Raw genomic sequence first — 19,078 nt, forward strand, 5'->3', positions numbered from 1 at the left:
AACCGGCGCGGGAGCTCGGTCCGCCCGCGTCAGGGGCCCGTCAGCAGGCGGGGGGTGAGGGCGCCGCAGGGCACCAGGTCGACCTCTGCCCCGGCGTCGCGCAGGTCGGTGAGCACCAGCTCGTCGTACATGAGCAGCCCGGACTGCTCGGGCCACACGATGGCCCAGAGCCACAGTCCGCGCGCCTCGCCCGCGAAGACCGCGCGGTCGGCGGGGGCGTGCGGGACGTGCCAGAGGGGGGTGGGGCGTCCGGCGGCGAGCACCTTGGAGTCCGGGGGGCCGTCCACGCGCAGCAGGGGCCCGGGGTCCGGTCCGTCGATGCCCGCGTACCGCGCGCCGAGCCCGACGCCCAGTTCCTCGGCCACGAGCAGCAGCTCGCCCATGCCGCCGAGCGGTCCGGGGCCGGAGCAGGCGACGGCGGTGGCGCGTCCGCCGGTGCGGTCGTCACCGGCGCAGGCGACGCCCGTGAACAGCCAGCCGACCGGGAGCGGCCAGGGCATCCACACGGGGACCCGCGCCCGGTGCACCACGACGCCGAGCGCCTCGACGCTGGGCGGGACGACCGGCTGGAGCGGGTGCACGCTGCCGTGGACATCGCACTGCCAGGAGTCGGCGAAGAGTCCGGGCGCCCTGACCCGGCCTCCGCACTTCGGGCAACTTGGTTCGCCCCTCATACCTTCCCACGGTCCTCTCCGGCCGTCGCCGCGTCAAGGACGATCACCCTTGCGTGCCGCGCACCCAGACCCCTCTACCCCGCGCACCGTGCGGTCACCGGGCCGCCACCGGGAGAATTTAGATGTAACTTGCATTCATTAGCTTCTCTAACTTATTCTGTGCATAACACATCGATTCAGTGGAGCCAGTGAGAGGAAGAGGCCCATGCCGTCAGAGGCAGTAACCGGAGAGGATCCGTTCAACCAGGAGCCGGTCAGCATCCTGCGCCAGCCGAAGGCCGTCTGGGCCACGGCGGGCGCTTCCGTCGTCGCGTTCATGGGCATCGGCCTGGTGGACCCGATCCTGCCGTCCATCGCCAAGGGCCTGGAGGCGACGCCGAGCCAGGTGTCCCTGCTCTTCACCTCGTACTTCCTGATCACCGCCGTCGCGATGCTCGTGACCGGCTTCGTCTCCAGCCGCATCGGCGGCCGCAAGACCCTGCTGGCCGGGCTGGCACTCGTGGTGGTCTTCGCCGCGCTCTCCGGCACCTCCTCGTCCGTCGGGGAGCTGGTCGGCTTCCGGGCCGGCTGGGGCCTGGGCAACGCGCTGTTCGTCTCGACCGCGCTCGCGGTGATCGTCGGTGCCGCGGCCGGCGGCAGCTCGGCGGCGATCCTGCTGTACGAGTCGGCGCTCGGCCTCGGCATGGCGTGCGGGCCGTTGCTGGGCGCCCTGCTCGGTGACGCCAGCTGGCGCTACCCCTTCTTCGGGACGGCCGCGCTGATGGCGATCGGCTTCGTCTGCATCACGGCGTTCCTGAAGGAGCAGCCCAAGCCGGCCCGTAAGACGTCACTGCTCGACCCGGTCAAGGCGCTCGGCCACGGCGGGCTCGCCTCGGTCGCGGCGTCCGCGTTCTTCTACAACTACGCGTTCTTCACGATCCTGGCGTTCACCCCGTTCGTGCTGAACATGACGCCGTACAAGTCCGGTGCCGTCTTCTTCGCCTGGGGCCTGCTGCTCGCGGTGTTCTCGGTGCTCGTCGCGCCCCGGCTCCAGCAGCGGTTCGGCTCGCTCAAGGTGCTCGGCGCCTCGCTGGTGCTGCTCGCCGCCGATCTGGTGGTCCTCGGCTACGGCAGTCACACCACGGCCATCGTCTGCACCATCGTGTCCGGCGCCCTGATCGGCATGAACAACACCGTGTACACCGAGCTGGCGCTCGGCGTCTCGGACGCGCCGCGCCCGGTGGCCAGCGCGGGCTACAACTTCGTCCGCTGGTTCGCCGCCGCCGCGGCGCCCTACCTGGCCCCGAAGATCGAGGAGTGGAGCAACATCCACATCCCGTTCGTGGTCGCCGCCGTCGCCTCGGTGATCGGTGCGATCGTGGTCTGGGTACGGCGCTCCGCGCTGAACCACGAGGCGGAGGAGCTGGAGCCGAAGCACGCGACGGAGGACGGCGTCACCGTCTTCGCCAACTGAGGCCGTCAGTCCAGCAGCACGGAGTGTCGCAGGGGATCGCGCAGGTCGGTCCCCTGCGACAGCCATTTCTCCTGGAGTTCCTGCGCACCCCGGACCCGCTTCCAGGCGGCCTCGTTGGACGTCATCGGCAGCAGCGGCAGAAAGCGGACCGGCTCCAAGGGCTCGTCCAGCTCCAGATCCTCGACCAGTCCCCCGCTCTCCGCGACCAGCACCGAGGTGAACGGCGCGCCCGGCCACAGCGGTTCGCCGACGTCCAGCGAGGCGCCCGGTGCCACGACCAGGCCCTCCACCTGGGGCGAGGCGGCGAGCACCGCGAGCTTGCGGAGCACCTGGTCGGTGTCGGCCAGGCCGCCCCGTACCGACAGGACCAGTTCGGCGCGCGGGCCCTTCAGCGGGTCGGCCAGGACGGCCGTCGGGTCGGACATCGGCTGGGCGGACATGCCGAGCGTGGCGTACCGCACGATGTCGCCGTCGATGAACCGGAGCACCTCGATCCGGTCCGTCCCGAGAAACGTCACTGCCGCACGTGCGTCCGGTTCACCGAGGGCCGTCCGCAGACGCGCCTCGACCAGAGCGAGAATTTCTGCCATGCCGCGAGCATAGGTCGCGTATGGAACGGGCAAAGTAAGGGATTGGCCCTGTACTGGCTGCTAGCCTGGGGTGTCGGCCGGGACAGCACGCTGAGCGTCGCTCTCAAGTCCCGGCGCTACGTCATCCCCCACGGGGGACCGGCAGGAGGAGGTGGGGCTGCGGTGGATCCGAGTCGATCGTGCAGTACCAACCGCTCTTCCGCCGGACGCCCCTCCGTGTGATCTGACACCCGGTCGGGGCCCTGGCATGTCGCATGACGGAAGAGCACATCTTTTTGCCTGTCTGTAGCGAACGCCGTCATCGTGCCGCCGCGGTGCCGCCCGCTTTGCGGATGTGAGTCCACGTCCCCATTCCGGGCTGTTCCACGCCCCCGACGACGGCCCTCCGTGAAGGAGCCAGCCATGTCGATGATCCGCGACCTGCGCGCCGTCGTGCGCCCCTCCCTGCGCAAGAGCGCACCCCTGCACAACAGCTACGACGCCACCCGCGACCCGTCCACCTCCAGCGCGGTGGTCGACTGCGCGGTCTACCGCGACGGCCGCCGGCTCGCCGAGGCGGACGGCACCTGCCGCACCGCCCGCGAGGCGATGCTCCGGGTCCGGGAGCAGGGCGGCTTCGCCTGGATCGGGCTGCACGAGCCGACCGAGGAGGAATTCGCCGGCATCGCCCGGGAGTTCGGTCTGCACCCGCTGGCCGTGGAGGACGCGGTCCACGCCCACCAGCGCCCGAAGCTGGAGCGCTACGACGACACGCTGTTCACCGTCTTCAAGACCATCCACTACGTCGAGCACGCCGAACTGACCGCGACCAGCGAGGTCGTGGAGACCGGCGAGGTCATGTGCTTCACCGGCCGGGACTTCGTCATCACCGTGCGGCACGGCGGCCACGGCTCGCTGCGCGCCCTGCGCCACCGCCTGGAGGACGACCCCGAGCTGCTGGCCAAGGGCCCCTCCGCCGTGCTGCACTCCATCGCCGACCACGTGGTCGACGGCTACATCGCGGTGGCGGGCGCGGTGCAGGACGACATCGACGAGGTGGAGATCGAGGTCTTCTCCACGCCGGACAAGGGAAGCGCGCGCGGCTCGGACGCCGGGCGGATCTACCAGCTCAAGCGCGAGGTGCTGGAGTTCAAGCGGGCCGTCTCCCCGCTGCTGCGCCCGATGCAGCTGCTGAGCGAACGGCCCATGCGGCTGATCGACCCCGACATCCAGAAGTACTTCCGGGACGTCGCCGACCACCTGGTGCGGGTCCAGGAAGAGGTCATCGGCTTCGACGAGCTGCTGAACTCCATCCTCCAGGCCAACCTGGCGCAGGCGACCGTCGCGCAGAACGAGGACATGCGCAAGATCACGTCCTGGGCGGCGATCGTCGCCGTGCCGACGATGATCTGCGGGGTCTACGGCATGAACTTCAAGCACATGCCGGAGCTGGGCTGGACGTACGGCTATCCGATGGTGATGGGCTTCATCGGAGTGGTCTGCTTCTCCATCCACCGCATGCTCAAGCGCAACGGCTGGCTCTGAGCCTCCCCATTAAGCTCTGCCCCATGACTGCTGCTGACACGCTGCTCGGGACGGCCCTCGTCGAGGAGGCCACGAAGAAGTCGGGCCTCGTCTGGGTGCGCTGCACCGGCGCGGCGCGGGCGCTGTGGCACGTATGGCACGAGGGCGCCGCCCACCTCGTCGGCGACGGCCCCGGCGAGCAGCCGCTCCCGGCCGGGCTCACCGAGGGCGCCACCGCCGAGGTCACCGTCCGCAGCAAGGACAAGGGCGGCCGCGTCGTCGCCTGGTCCGCCTCGGTCACCGTGCTCGCCCCGCAGTCCGAGGAGTGGGAGGCCGCCGTCGCCGAGCTGAAGGGCAAGCGGCTGAACGCGCCGGACGCGGAGCGGATGGTGGAACGCTGGGCCCGCGAGTGCCGGGTCGTCCGGCTCACGCCCCTCGACGCCCGTACCGAGCTGCCCGAGACCTCCGGGGCGGCCGCGCCGCTGCCCACGACGGCGACGACCCGGCTGCCGGTCCCGGCGGGCCTGCCGCGCCTGCTGAAGCGCTCACTGCGGAAGTAGCGCGTCGGGCGCCCGCTTCGGACCCTAGGACGACGTCTTCGGGAGCTGCTTGCCGTAGTCGACGGTCTCGTCCTTCGCGGGGGCCTTCAGCGTGAAGTCCTTGCCCCAGTCGGCGAGCGTGATCACGCCTCCGCCGCCGCCCCGGGCGAAGCGCAGCGGATACGGTTTGCCCTCCAGCGCCACGTCGAGCGCGCCGCCCGCGCCCTCGCCGCCCATGATCCGTACGGTGCGCACCCCGGCGACCTTGTCGCGGTCGCCCTTGGTGAGCTTGCCGTGCAGCGTGAGCATCCCGTCGAGCAGCAGCTTCTTGTCGGTGAAGCCGCTCAGCTGCTTGTACGTGGGGTCGTCCTCGGGGACCTTGACGTACTTGTCCTCCAGCTTGTCGGCCGCCGCCGTGCCGCCCTTGCCGGTGTCCGCCTTGCCCTCCTCGTCGTGGCTCCAGAAGCCGGCGTCGGCCTTGAGGTAGAGCTCGTCACCGATCCGCAGCAACGTGAACGTGCTGTTCCTGGAGGTGACGGAGCCCGCGCCGCCCTTGTCCTTGAGCCGCATGTCGATCCTGTACGTGCCGCCCTTGCTGACCAGCGTCCCGGCGAGCCGCACCGCGTCGGCGGAGTCCGCCGCGGCCTGCGCCTTCTTCTCGATCTCCGGCGCGGAGAGCTTGCCGGCGCCGTTGGTCCCCTCGTCCGGGTCCTCGCCCCCGCACGCGGTCAGCGCCGCGGTCAGCCCCGCGCAGAGCGCGACGGCGAGGGATGCGTTCCGGCGGCGGATCCGTACGGCCGGGGCGGAAGAGGTCACAGGCGCACTGCCTCTCGTATCCATGGTGGGGGGTGGCAGACGGCAGCGTACCCGGGTGGCCTACGCCATCGGACCCGGAGCCGTACGGACGGCCAGCCGGGGCGGTCCGTGACCGTACGGGCTAGCCTGATCACGCCATAACAGTGCGGAAACTGTCGGAAGCGGGCGGCCGGGGGCCGTTCGGAGGCGAGCGAGGAGGTGCGGGGATGACACCGGTGACGCCCAGGGTGTTCGTCTCGCACCTGTCCGGTGTGCCGGTCTTCGACCCCAACGGCGACCAGGTGGGGCGCGTCCGCGACCTGGTCGCGATGCTCCGCGTCGGCGGCCGTCCACCCCGGCTGCTCGGCATGGTGGTCGAGGTGGTGAGCCGGCGGCGGATCTTCCTGCCGATGACCCGGGTGACGGGGGTGGAGTCGGGGCAGGTGATCACCACGGGCGTGGTCAACATGCGGCGCTTCGAACAGCGGCCCACCGAACGCCTGGTGCTCGGCGAGTTCCTCGACCGCCGGGTGCGCCTGGTGGAGACGGACGAGGAGGTCACCATCCTGGACGTGGCCATCCAGCAGCTGCCCGCCCGCCGGGACTGGGAGATCGACAAGTACTTCGTCCGCAAGGGCCGGGGCGGGGCGCTGCGCCGCAAGGGCGAGACGCTGACCGTCGAGTGGTCGGCGGTGAAGGGTTTCTCGCTGGAGGAGCACGGGCAGGGCGCCGAGTCCCTGGTGGCCACCTTCGAGAAGCTGCGCCCCGCCGACGTCGCCAACGCGCTGCACCACCTGACGCCGAAGCGCCGGGCGGAGGTCGCGGCGGCGCTGGACGACGACCGGCTCGCCGACGTCCTGGAGGAGCTGCCCGAGGACGACCAGGTGGAGATCATCGGCAAGCTCCAGGAGGAACGCGCGGCGGACGTCCTGGAGGCGATGGACCCGGACGACGCGGCCGACCTGCTCTCCGAACTGCCCGAGGAGGACAAGGAGCGGCTGCTGACGCTGATGCGGCCGGGCGACGCGGCGGACGTGCGGCGGCTGATGTCGTACGAGGAGCGCACCGCGGGCGGCCTGATGACGACGGAGCCGGTCATCCTGCGCCCGGACGCCACGGTCGCCGACGCGCTCGCCCGGGTGCGCCAGTCGGACCTGTCACCGGCGCTCGCCGCGCAGGTGTACGTGTGCCGGTCGCCGGACGAGACGCCGACGGGCAAGTACCTGGGCACGGTGCACTTCCAGCGGCTGCTGCGCGACCCGCCGTTCACCCTGGTCAGCGCGCTCCTGGACAGCGACCTGGTGCCGCTGTCGCCGGACACCCCGCTGTCGGTGGTGACCAGCTACCTGGCGGCGTACAACCTGGTGTCGGTGCCGGTGGTGGACGAGAGCGGTTCACTGCTGGGCGCGGTGACCGTGGACGACGTGCTGGACCACCTGCTGCCGGACGACTGGCGGGAGACGGACTTCCACGGCCGCGAGGGGGTGCTCCGTGACCGGTGACGACCGTGCCCGCGCGTCGAACGGCTCGACCGCGCTGACCCGTACGCCGAGGACCCGGCTCGACCAGCCGAAGGCGCCGCGCCGGCGGCTGCTTCCGGAGTACGACCCCGAGGCGTTCGGCCGGTTCTCGGAGCGCATCGCGCGTTTCCTGGGCACCGGCCGGTTCATCGTCTGGATGACGCTGATCATCATCGTGTGGGTGGCGTGGAACATCTTCGCGCCCGCGCACCTGCGGTTCGACCAGTACCCGTTCATCTTCCTGACCCTGATGCTCTCGCTCCAGGCGTCGTACGCGGCTCCGCTGATCCTGCTCGCGCAGAACCGGCAGGACGACCGGGACCGGGTCACCCACGAGCAGGACCGCAAGCAGAACGAGCGCTCCATCGCCGACACCGAGTACCTGACCAGGGAGATCGCGGCGCTGCGGATGGGCCTCGGCGAGGTCGCCACCCGGGACTGGATCCGCTCCGAGCTGGAGGATCTGGTGAAGCACCTGGACGACCGGCGCGCACTGCACTCCGCCGAGAGTGACGAAGACCGCTGACGGGGCTACCCGCGCGTAGCGACAGGCGCCGTACCATCGTCCGTATGGCTACGGAAGACGCGGTGCTTGAGGCACTGGCGACAGTGAACGACCCCGAGATCCACCGCCCGATCACCGAGCTGGGCATGGTGAAATCGGTCGACATCGATCCTGACGGTGTGGTCGCTGTCACGGTGTACCTCACCGTCTCCGGCTGTCCGATGCGCGAGACGATCACCCGGAACGTGACCGACGCGGTGGCCGCTGTCGAGGGCGTCTCGCGGGTCGACGTCACCCTCGACGTGATGAGCGACGAGCAGCGCAAGGACCTCGCGGCCTCGCTGCGGGGCGGCACGGTGGAGCGCGAGGTGCCGTTCGCGAAGCCCGGCTCGCTGACCCGGGTGTACGCGGTCGCCTCCGGCAAGGGCGGCGTCGGCAAGTCCTCGGTGACGGTCAACCTGGCCGCGGCGATGGCGGCGGACGGGCTCAAGGTCGGCGTCGTGGACGCGGACATCTACGGTCACAGCGTGCCCCGGATGCTCGGCGTGGACGGCCGTCCGACCCAGGTCGAGAACATGATCATGCCGCCGTCCTCGCACGGCGTGAAGGTCATCTCCATCGGCATGTTCACCCCGGGCAACGCCCCGGTGGTCTGGCGCGGCCCGATGCTGCACCGCGCGCTCCAGCAGTTCCTGGCCGACGTCTTCTGGGGCGACCTGGACGTCCTGCTGCTCGACCTGCCGCCGGGCACCGGGGACATCGCGATCTCGGTCGCGCAGCTCGTGCCGAACGCGGAGATCCTGGTCGTCACGACCCCGCAGCAGGCCGCCGCCGAGGTGGCCGAGCGGGCCGGTTCGATCGCCGTGCAGACCCACCAGAAGATCGTCGGCGTGGTCGAGAACATGTCCGGCATGCCGTGCCCGCACTGCGACGAGATGGTCGACGTCTTCGGCTCGGGCGGCGGTGCCAAGGTCGCCGAGGGGCTGACGAAGACGGTCGGCGCCGAGGTGCCGGTGCTGGGCGCGATCCCGATCGACGTACGGCTGCGCGAGGGCGGCGACGAGGGCAAGCCCGTCGTGCTCTCCGACCCCGACTCCCCCGCCGGCAAGGCGCTGCGCACCATCGCGGGCAAGCTGAGCGGCCGTCAGCGCGGCCTGTCCGGCATGTCGCTGGGCATCACCCCGCGCAACAAGTTCTGACACGCGTACGGACACGGGGAAGGCCGGGACCCGAGGGTCCCGGCCTTCCCGTTGCCGCGTGCGTTACGCGTACGCCTCGATGTCCTTGACCACCGAGAAGCCCAGCCCGTACGCGCTCATCCCGCGCCCGTAGGCGCCGATGTGCACCCCACCGGGCGCGGAGCCGGCCAGCACCCAGCCGAACTCGGACTCGCGGTAGTGGAAGGGGACCGGGACACCGTCGACCGGCAGGGACAGCGCCGACCAGGCGGGGCCCTCCAGATCGTCGGCGAGCTCGAACGCGGTCTCCGTCTGCTGATCCAGCCAGTCGTCGCGCAGGGTGTGGTCGAGCTGCGGGGGCCAGGTGCAGGACAGCAGCCCGGAGCCGGCCAGCCAGGCCGCGGAGGACACGGTCGTCGCCTCCAGGACCCCGGTGCCGTCACCACTGCGCCGTACGGGGCTGCTGGCGACGGTCACCACGACCGCGAACCGCTGCTTGTCGGCGCCCGAGTCGCCGCCCCGGGCCAACGGCTCGTCGCCGTGCCCGATGGAGCCGTGCTGCACCTCGCCGTCGGCGGCGGTGCCCAGCGGCATCAGCCGGCGCGGGCCGGTGAACGCCTCGTCCAGCGCGTACCAGGGGAACGGAGCCTTCAGGTAGCCGTCGACCACCATGAGCCGGGCCGCCGGGACCGCCTCCACCGTGTCCGGCGCCTCCTGTGCGCCCACCCGACTCGTCGTCTCCATCAGCCCGGCCGCCTCCTCGATCCGTAGGGTCCGGAGCGGCCCGCCCCCCGCGGGCGTCCTCACAACCGAACAGATGGAGAATAGCCATACCGTCCGGACGACCCGGGATTGACAGCCCTCAGGTGGCGTCCGCGTCGAACGGCGGCGGGGTGTCCTTCGGCGGCTGCTCGCCCTTCTTGAGCAGGTCCGGAGCGCCCTTCGAGCCGTTCGCGGCCGTGACCGCGGCACCGCCCGACACGCCGGTCTTCGCCTCGACGGACGCGGTGCCGCGCCCGTTCACCGCGTCGGTGACCTCGGTGATCTCCTTGCGCAGGTCGAAGCTCTCGCGGATCTCCTTCAGCCCCAGGTCGTCGTTGCCGTCCATGAGCTGCTTGCGGACGAACGTCTTGGGGTTGAGGTCCTCGAACTCGAAGTCCTTGAACTCCGGGCCCAGCTCCGTGCGGATGTCCTCCTTGGCGCTCTCCGAGAACTCACGGATCTTGCGGATGAAGCGGGAGACGTCCTGGATGACTTTGGGCAGCTTGTCCGGGCCGAAGACGAGCACGCCGAGAATCGCGAGCGCCAGCAGCTCGAGTGCGCCTATGTCATTGAACACCTTGCGGCTCCTCGTATTCTCCGCGACCAGCTCGGATGAGGTCCGGACATCCAACACGGTACCCGGCGAATCTGTCCGGACGGTAGCTTCCCGTGGCGGTCACGTGCCGGTTGCCGAGCCGAGCGTCAAAGTTATGGACAGGTCTTTACCACCGCGGGTCACGGTCAGATCCAGCCGGTCGCCCGGCCGGTGGGAGCGGATCTTGACGATGAGTTCCTCGCCGCTGTGCACCCGCTCCCCGTCCACCTCGGTGATGACGTCGTCCGCCTCGATGCCGGCCTTGTCCGCCGGGCCGTCCGCCGTGACGGGCGAGGAGCCCTCGGTGCTCCCGCCGACCTTGGCCCCGTCGCCGTTGTACTTCATGTCGAGCGTCACGCCGATCACCGGGTGGGTGGCCTTGCCGGTGTTGATCAGCTCCTCGGCGACCTGCTTGCCCTGGTTGATCGGGATGGCGAAGCCGAGGCCGATGGACCCGGCCTGCCCGCCCTCGCCGGCCGACCCGCTGTCGGCGGCGCGGATGGCGCTGTTGATGCCGATGACATGGGCGTCGGTGTCGACCAGCGGGCCGCCGGAGTTGCCCGGGTTGATCGGGGCGTCGGTCTGGAGGGCGTTGACGTAGCTGACGTCGCTGCCGTCGCCCTTCTCGCCGCCCGCGGTGATCGGGCGGTCCTTGGCGCTGATGATGCCGGAGGTGACGGTGTTGGACAGGTCGAACGGTGCGCCGATGGCCACGACCGGGTCGCCGACGCGGACGTTGTCGGAGTTGCCCAGCGGGAGCGGCTTCAGCCCGGAGACGCCGCTGACCTTCACGACGGCCAGGTCGTAGCCGCTGTCCTTGCCGACGACCTCGGCGGTCGCGGTCTCGCCCCCGCTGAAGGTGACGGTGATCTCACCGGACGAACCGGCCGGGGCGACCACGTGGTTGTTGGTGAGGATGTGGCCCCGGTCGTCGAGGACGAATCCGGTGCCGGTGCCGGACTCGGTGGCGCCGCTGACGTGCAGGGTGACCACACTGGGCAGGGCGCTGGCCGCGATACCGGCCACACTGTCCGGAGCACGGCCGCCGCCGTCCCGCTCGTCCTGGGGCAGTTCGATGCTGGTGAGGCCGCCGTTGCGTTCTATGTACGCGCCTATGCCGCCGCCGATGCCGCCCGCCACCAGGGCGAGGAGCAGCGCGCCGACCAGCATCGCACCGCGCCGGTTCTTCCGCCGGCCGTCGGGGAGCGGGGGGCCTGGCTGGGTGACGAGGGGCTGCCGGGGCGCGCCCCAGGGGTCGTAGCTCTGCCACTGCGGGGCCGGGGGGTGGGCGGCCGGCGCGTGCGCGGCTTCCTGCGGGTGCTGGGGCGGTGCCGGGGGCGGGAAGGTCTGGGTCGTCGTGGTGTGGTCCGGTGCGACGGATATCCCCGCGCCGTTCGTCCCCGCGTACGGCGGGGGTACGGGGGTGCCGTGCGCGGGCGTCGGACGCTGCACGGGAGGGGCGGGCGCCCACGGGCCGGGACCGCCGTAGGGCGGGGTGCCGTACGGGTCGGGCTCGTGCAGCGGCTGCCCGGCGCGGGGGGCGGTGTCGGGGGCGTCGTCGGGCGCGGGGCACGCCGGGGGCTCAGCCGTTATGGGCGACACGGCGGTCTCCGGGGCCTCGCCCGCAGCCGGGTCCGGGCTGTCCGGAGCCGGCACGGCGTCCTCGACGGAAGGCTCCGGGGGTGCGGCGCTCCCCGGTGTGGGCCGGCTCCACCACTTCGCCCTGGGCCCGGTCGGCTTCCCGTCGTCCATGTTCTCCCCGCAACTGCCGCAACCGGCCCTCCGCACGCCCCCGCAGGGGCGTCCCTCCCGAAAATCCTGCCGGAATTCAACCAGGTTTGGGCCCGGGCTGCGCAGCCCGTACGGGGTGCGGGATCAGCGACGGGGCGAGAGGGGCAGTCCGTGGTCGGCGGAAGCCGGTTTCGCGGCGGCGGAGGTGGGCGGCAGGGAGGGCTGCACGGTGAGGCCGGGCGGGGCCGGATCGAGTCCGCCGCCCAGGGTGCGGCCCAGCAGCGAACCGGCCCCGCCGAGGCGTGTCCCGGACGTGTCGGAGCGGAGGCCCAGCCCGTACGGATCGCCGGAGAGGCGGCCGGAGCCCAGCAGCGACGGGACGGCGAACCCCGCCGACACGGTGTTCACGGCGAGGGAGACCGGGCGGTCCGCCTGGCCGGACATGGAGCGCATCCCCTGGCCCGGCCCGTTGCGCCGGGCGGACAGGAGGGCGCCGCCGGTCCGGGCGTCGGCGCCCGCCGGGGTCACGCTGTTGCCCGGGCCGGAGGCACGGGTCGGGGTCTCGCCGGTGGTCGTCGGAAGGGCGCCGCCGAGCGCGATGGCGGCCAGCGAGACGGCGCTGGCGGCGGCGAAGGCGAACCGGCGGCCCCGCCACGGTGAGCGGTCGCCCTCGCGTCCCACCTCGTGGATGCGGAAGCCCGCACCGGCCGAGGGCAGCGCCGTGGCCCCGCCGTGGGCCGCGGGGAGGTAGCCGAAGCCGTCCAGGGGGCCGGGGGCGGTGGTGAGGTCCGCCCGGCCGCCCGGCGGGCGCGTCCCCGGGAAGAGTCCGTCACCGAACCGCCCGGAGGCGCCCTCGGGTCTTCCCCGCCGGTCGTCGTCCCCCCCGGGAGGCCCGCCCGGAAGCCCTTGGAGGCGGGCCAGGAAGCCTTCGGAGGGCGAGGGCTGGGCGGCCTGCGCGAACACGTTCTTCAGGCGGCGCTGGGCGGCCGCCTCGGCCGCGCACTTGGCGCAGGTGGCGAGATGGGCGAGCACCCGGTCGCGGGCATCGTGCTTCAGCTCGCCGTCGACGAGCGCGGCGAGGCGGTCCCCCAGGTGTTGTTCCGCGGGGGTCGGATCCGTACCACTCACGCCGTGCCGCCCTCCCCGGCCAGGAGGACACCGGCGCCCGCGAGCGAGCGCTGCTCGGCGCGCGCCTCGGGCGAGCGGTGCCGCAGCGCCTTGCGCAGGTGGGAGCGCCCGCGGTGGATACGGCTGCGCACGGTGCCCAGCTTCACGCCGAGGGTCGCCGCGATCTCCTCGTACGAAAGGCCCTCGATGTCGCAGAGGACGACGGCGGCCCGGAACTCGGGCGCGAGGGTGTCCAGCGCCTGCTGGACGTCGGCGTCGAAGTGGGTGTCGTTGAAGACCTGCTGGGGCGACGGCTCACGGCTGGGCAGCCGCTCGGCGGCGTCGTCCCCGAGGGAGTCGAAGCGGATGCGCTGCTTGCGGCGCACCATGTCCAGGAAGAGGTTGGTCGTGATGCGGTGCAGCCAGCCCTCGAAGGTGCCGGGCGTGTACGTCGACAGCGAACGGAAGACACGGACGAAGACCTCCTGCGTGAGGTCCTCCGCGTCGTGCTGGTTTCCCGTCAGCCGGTAGGCGAGGCGGTAGACGCGGCCGCTGTGCGTGCTGACGATCTCTTCCCATGTGGGCGGGGTCCACGCCTGGGATTCCGCATCGGAGGCGAAGGTCGCGGTCGGTGCGGAGTCTTTGGAAGAACGGTCAGCAATGTCGGTCACGGATTTCGGCTCACCCGCCGACCTGAGAAAGCGCCGCAGCACTCCTCCCCGATCCACAGGCGCAGCCGCACCTCCCCTATCGGCTCTGGTGGTGTCCAGTGGAGCCCCTACCATAACCACCTCGCCCGTTAGCTCCGGATAAGCCTTTTTCCCAGCTGGGGCCGGGGATGTCCCCGGAAGCCCGCCCGTGCCACGGACCCGACCGGCGGGCCTCGTTCCCGGGCTTCTCCCCACCTTTGGACAACGCCCGGTCCCATCTGCGGGTTCCCGGGTCCAGCGGATACAGTCACCGTTGCGCCAACTAAGGGGACAGGAGAGGGTCATTACCGCCAACCGGCAGACGAGCTGGGCGTTCGCCGACGCCTTTGTCGCCGAGGACGAAGCACTGCGCTGGGCCCGGGACCGGGCCCGCGAGGCAGGGCTCCGCTCGGTGTCGCCAGGCACCGGGGCCGCCCTGCGCCTGCTCGCTGCCACCACGGACGCCAAGGCCGTGGCGGAAATCGGTACCGGCACCGGCGTGTCCGGCATCTATCTGCTGCACGGGATGCGGCCCGACGGGGTGCTGACCACGGTCGACCCGGAGCCCGAGCGCCAGCAGTTCGCCCGGGAGGCGTTCCGCGCGGCGGGCTTCGCGGCCAACCGGTCCCGCTTCATCCCCGGGCGCGCCCTCGATGTGCTCCCCCGCCTCGCGGACGGCGGCTACGACCTCGTGTTCTGCGACGGCGACCGGATGGAGAGCCTGGACTGTCTCGCTGAATCGTTGCGCCTGCTGCGACCTGGAGGGCTCGTCTGCTTCGAGGGCGTCTTCGCGGACGGCCGTACGGTCGACTCGGCCGCCCAGCCCGCGGAGGTGCTGCGCGTACGGGAGCTGCTGCGCGCGGTCCGCGAGAGCCAGGAGCTGATGGCGACGCTGCTGCCGGTGGGCGACGGTCTGCTCTGCGCGGTCCGGCGCGGCTGAGGCGTACGCGCACCTGCCCCCGTAGCCGTACCGGGCCCGCCGTGAACGGCGCCCGGCTCCGGACGCACCGCTGCCCCGGCACGGGAACCATGCCGGGGCAGCGGTGAAGTTATGAGCGTCTGCTCAGCCGACGACCTGCTTGAGGGCGTCGCCGAGGGCATCGGCCTCGTCCGGCGTCAGCTCCACGACAAGCCGACCGCCGCCTTCGAGCGGAACTCGCATGACGATGCCCCGCCCCTCCTTTGTCACCTCGAGCGGGCCGTCGCCCGTCCGCGGCTTCATGGCCGCCATGCTCGTTCCCCTTCCTGAAACCAGCTCATCGCAACCGGCGGCCCCATGACAGGCGCTGCCTCACCGGCATCGAACACAGTGCTTCCACGCCATTATCCCGCATCACCGACCCCGATGACCAACATCGCTCTGCATCTCTTGGGCAACGCGCTCACTCAAAACCACCCAATTCGGGGACCTCACTGGGATACTCCGGCCCCTTGAGCCCCTCCGCGGCGCGGAAATGTTTGACGCAGGTCACATGTCCTCCTCCGGCGAAGTCGGCCATGCTTGCGTGGAAACGCAGGTGAACGACACACAAAGGGGACCCCTCTCATGGCCGATCACGACGACGTGGTGCGGTACGACATCAGCGACGGGCTCGCGACCATCACGATCAACCGCCCCGGCGCGATGAACGCCATGGACACCGCCGCCAAGGTCGCCCTCCGTGACGCCCTGCGGTCCGCCGCAGCCGACACCGGGGTACGGGCGGTGCTGCTCACCGCGGCCGGGGAGCGCGCCTTCTGCGTCGGGCAGGACCTCAAGGAGCACCTGTCCAAGCTCGCCGAGACCGAGGCGGCGGGCGAGGGCAACGCGCTCAGCACCGTGCGGGAGCACTACAACCCCATCGTGCGGGCGCTCACCGAGATGCCGAAGCCGGTCGTGGCCGGGATCAACGGCGCCGCCGCCGGCGCGGGTTTCGGCTTCGCGCTCGCCTGCGACTACCGGGTGGCCGCCGACACCGCCTCCTTCAACACCTCGTTCGCCGGGGTCGCCCTCACCGCCGACTCGGGCGTCTCCTGGACGCTGCCCCGGCTCATCGGCCAGAGCCGCGCCGCCGACCTGCTGCTCTTCCCGCGCTCCATCTCCGCGCAGGACGCCCACGAGCTGGGCATCGTCAACAGGCTGGTGCCCGCCGCCGAGCTGGCCGCCGAGGCGGCCGCCGTGGCGCGCGCCCTGGCCGAGGGCCCGACCGTCGCCTACGCGGCGCTCAAGGAGTCGCTCGCCTTCGGCGCCGGTCACACTCTGGCCGAGGCCCTGGAGAAGGAGGACGAGCTCCAGACGAAGGCGGGGGTCTCCGAGGACCACGGGATCGCTGTGCGGGCGTTCCTCGCGAAGGAGAAGCCGAAGTATCTGGGGCGGTAGGCCCCGGGAATCACGCCGGGCCGGGGCGGGAGACGCAGTCGGCGAGGTGGTCGTCCACCAGGCCGCACGCCTGCATCAGGGCGTAGGCCGTGGTCGGTCCGATGAACCGGAGCCCCCGCTTCTTCAGCTCCTTGGCCAGGGCCGTGGACTCGGGGGTGACCGCAGGTACGTCCCCGAGGGTCTTCGGCGCCGGGCGGCTCAGCGGGTCGGGGGCGTACGACCAGATCAGCTCGTCCAGCTCGCCGGCGCCCCAGCCGGCCAGCACCCGGGCGTTGGCCATGGTCGCGTCGATCTTCGCGCGGTTGCGGATGATGCCCTCGTCGGCCAGCAGCCGCTCCCGGTCCGCCTCCGTGAACTCCGCCACCGCCGGGATGCTGAACCCCGCGAAGGCGCTGCGGAAGCCCTCGCGGCGGCGCAGGATCGTCAGCCAGGAGAGACCCGACTGGAACGCCTCCAGGCACAGCCGCTCGAACAGCGCGTCGTCACCGTGGACCGGACGGCCCCACTCCGTGTCGTGGTACCAGAGGTAGTCCTCGGTGGACAGGCCCCAGGGGCAGCGCAGTCCGCCGTCCGCCGCCGCCACGGCTCCGCCGGTCATCGGCCGGGCTCCTCGTCGCGGGCCGGCCGCTCGTCCCCGGGGCCGGCGGTCTCGGGCGGCTGCCAGGGGCGGGGCGGCTGGTCCTGCCCTCCCTTGAGGAGGTCGGGGCCGCCCGTCCTGGTCGCCTGCGCGCCGGCGAGCGCCGACTCCAGCTCCGCGATCCGCGCGTCCCGCTCGGCGAGCTCGGCGCCGAGCCGGCCGAGGGCGTCGTCCACGTCCGCCATCCGGTAGCCCCGGAGGCCGACGGGGAGCCGCAGGGCCTCGACGTCCGCCCGGCCGACCGGGCGCGACGCCGGCAGCGGGTCCGTCAGCTGCTCGGGCGCCACGTCCTGGAGGACGGCGCTCCTGCCTCCACCGACCACCGCGAGGGTGACCGCGGCAACCACCACCACCATCGCCAGCAGCAAGAACAAGAACACGCGTATCTCCCCGGGAGCGGAATTCGTCCGGGTCCGATCGTGCCATGCGGTACCGACAGTTAGTGTCGGCTGTTGGCCGGCGGGGGTTGTTCCGCCGGTGGATTCACAGGAAGGGACACGGATGGCAAGCGGTGTGCTCCGGCTGGGGCGGCGTGAATTCGGGGCGCACGAGCAGGTGATCATGGCGATCGTGAACCGCACCCCGGACTCCTTCTACGACCGGGGCGCCACCTTCCAGGACGAGCCGGCGCTCGCCCGGGTCGAGCGGGCCGTGGCCGACGGCGCGGCGATCATCGACATCGGCGGCGTCAAGGCGGGCCCCGGCGAGGAGGTCACCGCCGAGGAGGAGGCCCGCCGCACGGTCGGGTTCGTCGCCGAGGTGCGCCGACGCCACCCCGACGTGGTCATCAGCGTCGACACCTGGCGCCACGAGGTCGGCGAGGCGGTCTGCGAGGCGGGGGCGGATCTGCTGAACGACGCGTGGGGCGGGGTGGACCCGAAGCTCGCGGAGATCGCCGCGCGGTACGGGGCGGGGCTGGTGTGCACCCACGCCGGCGGGGCGGAGCCGCGGACGCGGCCGCACCGGGCGGGGTACGAGGACGTGGTGGCCGACATCCTGCGGGTGACCGTGGGCCTGGCCGAGCGGGCCGTCTCCCTGGGGGTCCGGCCCGACGGCATCATGATCGACCCCGGCCACGACTTCGGGAAGAACACCCGGCACTCGCTGGAGGCGACGCGCCGGCTCGGCGAGATGGCGGAGACGGGGTGGCCGGTGCTGGTCTCGCTCTCCAACAAGGACTTCGTGGGCGAGACGCTGGACCGGCCGGTGAAGGAGCGGTTGCTGGGGACACTGGCGACGACGGCGGTGTCCGCGTGGTTGGGGGCGCGGGTGTACCGGGTGCACGAGGTGGCCGAGACACGGGACGTTCTGGACATGGTGGCGTCGATCGCGGGGTGGCGGTCCCCAGCGGTGGCGCGGCGAGGGCTGGCGTAGGGCGCACGGGCGGGGCGGCGCGCCTGCGGCGGGCCTGTTCCCCTGCCCACCCTTTCCCGAAACCGGGGCGCCGCCCCGGACCCCGCGCCTCAAACGCCGGCGGGGCTGGAAGATGCAGCGCGCCGACAATCAAGCCCTTCCGGCGATGGAGGAGCGGGGGTACGGGGCCGCGCCCCCGCCATCCTCAGCGCCCCACTTCCTTCGTCACCAGCGCCACCGCCTCGTCCACGTCGTCCGTGACGTGGAACAGCAGGAGGTCCTTCTCCGACGCCTTGCCCTGGGCCACCACCGTGTCGCGGAGCCAGTCCACCAGGCCGCCCCAGTAGGCCGTGCCGAAGAGGACGATCGGGAAGCGGGTGACCTTGCCCGTCTGGACCAGGGTCAGGGCCTCGAAGAGCTCGTCCAGGGTGCCCAGGCCGCCGGGCAGGACCACGAAGCCCTGGGCGTACTTGACGAACATCGTCTTGCGGACGAAGAAGTAGCGGAAGTTGACGCCGATGTCGACGTGCGGGTTCAGCCCGGACTCGAAGGGCAGCTCGATGCCGAGGCCGACCGAGATGCCGCTCGCCTCGCGCGCGCCCCGGTTCGCCGCCTCCATCGCGCCCGGGCCGCCCCCGGTGATGACCGCGAAGCCCGCGTCGACCAGCGCCCGGCCGATCCGTACGCCCGCCTCGTACTCCGGCGCGCCCGCGGGCGTCCGGGCCGAGCCGAAGACGCTGATGGCGCTCGGCAGTTCGGCGAGCGCGCCGAAGCCCTCGACGAACTCCGACTGGATGCGCATCACCCGCCACGGGTCGGTGTGCACCCACTCGGAGTCGTCCTCGGAGTCGAGCAGCCGCTGATCGGTCGTGCCGGGCTGCACCTGGTCCCTGCGGCGCAGTACGGGGCCGAGGCGCTGTTCCTCGGGCCGTACCGCGCCCTCGGGGATCTCCGCACCCTCGGGAATGCGCGCATCCTCGCGGTTGCCCATGACCTGCTCCCTCCGCCGACGTCGGGGGCGCCCTGCGACGCCTCCGTCTCCCGCCAGCGTAGATCGCCACGGGTTACGGACAGGGGAATCCGGGAGG

Annotated in this window: 21 protein-coding genes; 9 read left to right on the top strand and 12 right to left on the bottom strand. The window is 71.9% G+C overall.

What is annotated here, in order from left to right; translation table 11 throughout:
• Window positions 1-29: 29 nt before the first annotated feature.
• Entirely contained in the window at window positions 30-674 is a 645-nt protein-coding gene (locus ABZ565_RS26485; protein WP_361031758.1) for a DUF6758 family protein, read from the bottom strand.
• Between the two features lie 205 nt (window positions 675-879).
• Here ABZ565_RS26485 and ABZ565_RS26490 point away from each other — a divergent pair, with 205 nt between their 5' ends.
• A complete protein-coding gene (locus tag ABZ565_RS26490; protein ID WP_361031761.1) occupies window positions 880-2,127 on the top strand; it encodes an MFS transporter in 1,248 nt (415 codons plus the stop codon).
• A gap of 5 nt (window positions 2,128-2,132) precedes the next feature.
• Here the strand turns inward: ABZ565_RS26490 and ABZ565_RS26495 are convergent, their stop codons facing one another.
• Entirely contained in the window at window positions 2,133-2,717 is a 585-nt protein-coding gene (locus tag ABZ565_RS26495) for a suppressor of fused domain protein (protein WP_361031764.1), read from the bottom strand.
• A gap of 402 nt (window positions 2,718-3,119) precedes the next feature.
• Between ABZ565_RS26495 and ABZ565_RS26500 the strand changes: the two genes are divergently transcribed.
• Window positions 3,120-4,241, top strand: a complete 1,122-nt coding sequence (locus ABZ565_RS26500) for a magnesium and cobalt transport protein CorA (protein ID WP_361031767.1) — start codon at window positions 3,120-3,122, stop codon at window positions 4,239-4,241.
• A 23-nt stretch (window positions 4,242-4,264) separates the two neighbouring features.
• On the top strand, window positions 4,265-4,780 hold the full coding sequence (locus tag ABZ565_RS26505) for a hypothetical protein (protein WP_361031771.1): 516 nt from the start codon (window positions 4,265-4,267) through the stop codon (window positions 4,778-4,780).
• A gap of 24 nt (window positions 4,781-4,804) precedes the next feature.
• On the opposite strand, the gene ABZ565_RS26510 is transcribed toward ABZ565_RS26505, so the two are convergent.
• Window positions 4,805-5,575 carry a hypothetical protein gene (locus ABZ565_RS26510; protein WP_361031774.1) on the bottom strand — a complete coding sequence of 257 codons (771 nt, stop codon included), beginning with the start codon at window positions 5,573-5,575 and terminating at the stop codon, window positions 4,805-4,807.
• Between the two features lie 206 nt (window positions 5,576-5,781).
• On the opposite strand from ABZ565_RS26510, the gene ABZ565_RS26515 reads away from it, so the two are divergent.
• Genes ABZ565_RS26515 through ABZ565_RS26525 form a run of 3 tightly spaced genes read left to right on the top strand, consistent with a single transcriptional unit; the run spans window position 5,782 to window position 8,778 of the window.
• A complete protein-coding gene (locus tag ABZ565_RS26515) occupies window positions 5,782-7,056 on the top strand; it encodes a CBS domain-containing protein (protein ID WP_361031777.1) in 1,275 nt (424 codons plus the stop codon).
• The gene (locus tag ABZ565_RS26520; protein ID WP_361031780.1) at window positions 7,046-7,600 is read left to right on the top strand and encodes a DUF1003 domain-containing protein; all 555 of its coding nucleotides are present in this window, start codon (window positions 7,046-7,048) and stop codon (window positions 7,598-7,600) included. Before ABZ565_RS26515 ends, ABZ565_RS26520 begins: the two co-directional genes overlap by 11 nt.
• Window positions 7,601-7,644: 44 nt before the next feature.
• Window positions 7,645-8,778 carry an Mrp/NBP35 family ATP-binding protein gene (locus ABZ565_RS26525; protein ID WP_361031783.1) on the top strand — a complete coding sequence of 378 codons (1,134 nt, stop codon included), beginning with the start codon at window positions 7,645-7,647 and terminating at the stop codon, window positions 8,776-8,778.
• A 63-nt stretch (window positions 8,779-8,841) separates the two neighbouring features.
• On the opposite strand, the gene ABZ565_RS26530 is transcribed toward ABZ565_RS26525, so the two are convergent.
• The 5 genes from ABZ565_RS26530 to sigE all read right to left on the bottom strand — a co-directional run bounded on the left by ABZ565_RS26530 (window position 8,842) and on the right by sigE (window position 13,737).
• A complete protein-coding gene (locus ABZ565_RS26530) occupies window positions 8,842-9,501 on the bottom strand; it encodes a hypothetical protein (protein WP_361031786.1) in 660 nt (219 codons plus the stop codon).
• Between the two features lie 118 nt (window positions 9,502-9,619).
• A complete protein-coding gene (locus tag ABZ565_RS26535) occupies window positions 9,620-10,096 on the bottom strand; it encodes a sec-independent translocase (RefSeq protein WP_361031788.1) in 477 nt (158 codons plus the stop codon).
• A 99-nt stretch (window positions 10,097-10,195) separates the two neighbouring features.
• Window positions 10,196-11,866, bottom strand: a complete 1,671-nt coding sequence (locus ABZ565_RS26540) for a trypsin-like peptidase domain-containing protein (protein ID WP_361031791.1) — start codon at window positions 11,864-11,866, stop codon at window positions 10,196-10,198.
• A gap of 123 nt (window positions 11,867-11,989) precedes the next feature.
• Window positions 11,990-12,973 carry a zf-HC2 domain-containing protein gene (locus tag ABZ565_RS26545; protein WP_361031794.1) on the bottom strand — a complete coding sequence of 328 codons (984 nt, stop codon included), beginning with the start codon at window positions 12,971-12,973 and terminating at the stop codon, window positions 11,990-11,992.
• Window positions 12,970-13,737, bottom strand: coding sequence for an RNA polymerase sigma factor SigE (gene sigE, locus ABZ565_RS26550; RefSeq protein WP_185993001.1), 768 nt, complete (start codon window positions 13,735-13,737; stop codon window positions 12,970-12,972). Before sigE ends, ABZ565_RS26545 begins: the two co-directional genes overlap by 4 nt.
• A gap of 178 nt (window positions 13,738-13,915) precedes the next feature.
• Here sigE and ABZ565_RS26555 point away from each other — a divergent pair, with 178 nt between their 5' ends.
• Window positions 13,916-14,581, top strand: a complete 666-nt coding sequence (locus ABZ565_RS26555; protein ID WP_018105486.1) for an O-methyltransferase — start codon at window positions 13,916-13,918, stop codon at window positions 14,579-14,581.
• A gap of 123 nt (window positions 14,582-14,704) precedes the next feature.
• On the opposite strand, the gene ABZ565_RS26560 is transcribed toward ABZ565_RS26555, so the two are convergent.
• The gene (locus ABZ565_RS26560) at window positions 14,705-14,872 is read right to left on the bottom strand and encodes a DUF3117 domain-containing protein (RefSeq protein ID WP_018105485.1); all 168 of its coding nucleotides are present in this window, start codon (window positions 14,870-14,872) and stop codon (window positions 14,705-14,707) included.
• A gap of 315 nt (window positions 14,873-15,187) precedes the next feature.
• Between ABZ565_RS26560 and ABZ565_RS26565 the strand changes: the two genes are divergently transcribed.
• The gene (locus tag ABZ565_RS26565; RefSeq protein ID WP_361031798.1) at window positions 15,188-16,000 is read left to right on the top strand and encodes an enoyl-CoA hydratase-related protein; all 813 of its coding nucleotides are present in this window, start codon (window positions 15,188-15,190) and stop codon (window positions 15,998-16,000) included.
• 10 nt (window positions 16,001-16,010) lie between these two features.
• Here the strand turns inward: ABZ565_RS26565 and ABZ565_RS26570 are convergent, their stop codons facing one another.
• Entirely contained in the window at window positions 16,011-16,598 is a 588-nt protein-coding gene (locus ABZ565_RS26570) for a DNA-3-methyladenine glycosylase I (RefSeq protein ID WP_361031801.1), read from the bottom strand.
• Complete coding sequence (locus ABZ565_RS26575; RefSeq protein ID WP_361031804.1) at window positions 16,595-17,017, bottom strand: DivIVA domain-containing protein; 423 nt, start codon at window positions 17,015-17,017, stop codon at window positions 16,595-16,597. Before ABZ565_RS26575 ends, ABZ565_RS26570 begins: the two co-directional genes overlap by 4 nt.
• Before the next feature lie 133 nt (window positions 17,018-17,150).
• On the opposite strand from ABZ565_RS26575, the gene folP reads away from it, so the two are divergent.
• A complete protein-coding gene (gene folP / locus ABZ565_RS26580) occupies window positions 17,151-18,011 on the top strand; it encodes a dihydropteroate synthase (protein ID WP_361031854.1) in 861 nt (286 codons plus the stop codon).
• Window positions 18,012-18,195: 184 nt separating this feature from the next.
• Here folP and ABZ565_RS26585 read toward each other — a convergent pair whose 3' ends face one another.
• Window positions 18,196-18,981, bottom strand: a complete 786-nt coding sequence (locus ABZ565_RS26585; RefSeq protein ID WP_361031807.1) for a TIGR00730 family Rossman fold protein — start codon at window positions 18,979-18,981, stop codon at window positions 18,196-18,198.
• Window positions 18,982-19,078: the final 97 nt, after the last annotated feature.

Source organism: Streptomyces sp. NPDC016469, from assembly GCF_040632905.1.
Lineage (GTDB): Bacteria > Actinomycetota > Actinomycetes > Streptomycetales > Streptomycetaceae > Streptomyces.

Bases quoted from the DNA above. Each gene is read 5' to 3' on its own strand.
- ABZ565_RS26485 (WP_361031758.1), bottom strand. From the start codon at position 674: ATGAGGGGCGAACCAAGTTGCCCGAAGTGCGGAGGCCGGGTCAGGGCG.
- ABZ565_RS26490 (WP_361031761.1), top strand. From the start codon at position 880: ATGCCGTCAGAGGCAGTAACCGGAGAGGATCCGTTCAACCAGGAGCCG.
- ABZ565_RS26495 (WP_361031764.1), bottom strand. From the start codon at position 2,717: ATGGCAGAAATTCTCGCTCTGGTCGAGGCGCGTCTGCGGACGGCCCTC.
- ABZ565_RS26500 (WP_361031767.1), top strand. From the start codon at position 3,120: ATGTCGATGATCCGCGACCTGCGCGCCGTCGTGCGCCCCTCCCTGCGC.
- ABZ565_RS26505 (WP_361031771.1), top strand. From the start codon at position 4,265: ATGACTGCTGCTGACACGCTGCTCGGGACGGCCCTCGTCGAGGAGGCC.
- ABZ565_RS26515 (WP_361031777.1), top strand. From the start codon at position 5,782: ATGACACCGGTGACGCCCAGGGTGTTCGTCTCGCACCTGTCCGGTGTG.
- ABZ565_RS26525 (WP_361031783.1), top strand. From the start codon at position 7,645: ATGGCTACGGAAGACGCGGTGCTTGAGGCACTGGCGACAGTGAACGAC.
- ABZ565_RS26530 (WP_361031786.1), bottom strand. From the start codon at position 9,501: ATGGAGACGACGAGTCGGGTGGGCGCACAGGAGGCGCCGGACACGGTG.
- ABZ565_RS26540 (WP_361031791.1), bottom strand. From the start codon at position 11,866: ATGGACGACGGGAAGCCGACCGGGCCCAGGGCGAAGTGGTGGAGCCGG.
- sigE (WP_185993001.1), bottom strand. From the start codon at position 13,737: ATGGTAGGGGCTCCACTGGACACCACCAGAGCCGATAGGGGAGGTGCG.
- ABZ565_RS26560 (WP_018105485.1), bottom strand. From the start codon at position 14,872: ATGGCGGCCATGAAGCCGCGGACGGGCGACGGCCCGCTCGAGGTGACA.
- ABZ565_RS26565 (WP_361031798.1), top strand. From the start codon at position 15,188: ATGGCCGATCACGACGACGTGGTGCGGTACGACATCAGCGACGGGCTC.
- ABZ565_RS26570 (WP_361031801.1), bottom strand. From the start codon at position 16,598: ATGACCGGCGGAGCCGTGGCGGCGGCGGACGGCGGACTGCGCTGCCCC.
- ABZ565_RS26585 (WP_361031807.1), bottom strand. From the start codon at position 18,981: ATGGGCAACCGCGAGGATGCGCGCATTCCCGAGGGTGCGGAGATCCCC.